Source organism: Oleiphilus sp. HI0128 (assembly GCF_001635365.1).
The window spans coordinates 1-1,056 of sequence record NZ_LWGG01001408.1 but is presented as its reverse complement, the minus strand read 5'-3'; the positions used below and the strand labels follow the sequence as shown (position 1 = coordinate 1,056).

The 1,056-nt window shown below is 45.0% G+C and carries 1 protein-coding gene; it reads right to left on the bottom strand.

The genetic code is table 11. The annotated features are described in order from the left end of the window. Positions 1-1,056 (bottom strand): RND family transporter (locus A3763_RS23155; RefSeq protein ID WP_156495288.1); only part of this gene is annotated, 1,056 nt, incomplete at both ends.

Genomic DNA, 1,056 nt, shown 5'->3' with positions numbered 1-1,056 from the left:
TCCACTTGGTTGTTCAAGTCGAGTCCGTAAGGGAGTGACATTTCATAAAGTAATAAATACTGTGAGGCGAGCTCTGCATTATCAGGGAGTTTATATGCGCTAGGGTCATCACCATGCATATTTTTGTTCAGACGCTTCATGACATCAGTAAAGGTCGAGACGTGTTGAACTTCTGGTTGAAGCTTTAACCAGTTTGCTGCCTTTTCAAGGTTTGCCAAATACTCAGGCTCGTTGATTCCACCTTCTTCCTCGGCTTCAACAATAAAGGATATGTAGCCTAAGCCGGTGAGCCTTTCTCTGGTAAAATCAGCTGCCTGTCTTTGTCTCATTGGCTCGTCAAAATACTCGACCCATACGTCATTCAATTCGTTTTGAGGTAAGAAAGAAATGCTGCCAGCCATAATAACCATTGTGCCAATGAGTAGACGTTTAGAGTGTTTGATGACCCAGTTTGATAGCGTAACTGTCCAGCCGCCTTCTTTATGCTCGCGTGATTGAACTCGGAATGGCAGAAGCATAATGAGTGCAGGCAGTAGCAATACAGAGAATCCCCATGCACCAATTACGCCTAAGGCGACAATATTTCCTAAGTCCCGGAAGGGAGGGGAGTCGCTAAAGTTCAGAGACAAGAAACCAATTACGGTTGTGACACTGGTTAAAAAAACGGGTTGCTGATTGATACGTAAGCTTTCGATAACAGCCTGAGCCTTGGTTTTCCCTGACTGCATTTGCTGGAAGAAAGATGCCAGGATATGAATCGAATCGGCGATTGCTAGTGTCAGAATCATTGTTGGTGCATTGGCGGATGCGGTGGTGATATCCATACCCAGCCACGCAGAGATACCAAGCGCGAATAGGATTGAAGTAATAATGACAACTATGATGGAAAAGCTACCTGAGAAGACCGTAATGATGCTCCGGCTTGCAGCAAACATGTAGATCGCAATGCAGGTGATGGCGATCAAAAATGCTAAGGGGACGATATGCGATAAGTCATACATCGCCGCATCTTTGAAGGCATTGTCAAAGATGATTTGTCCGGTCACATATACAGTC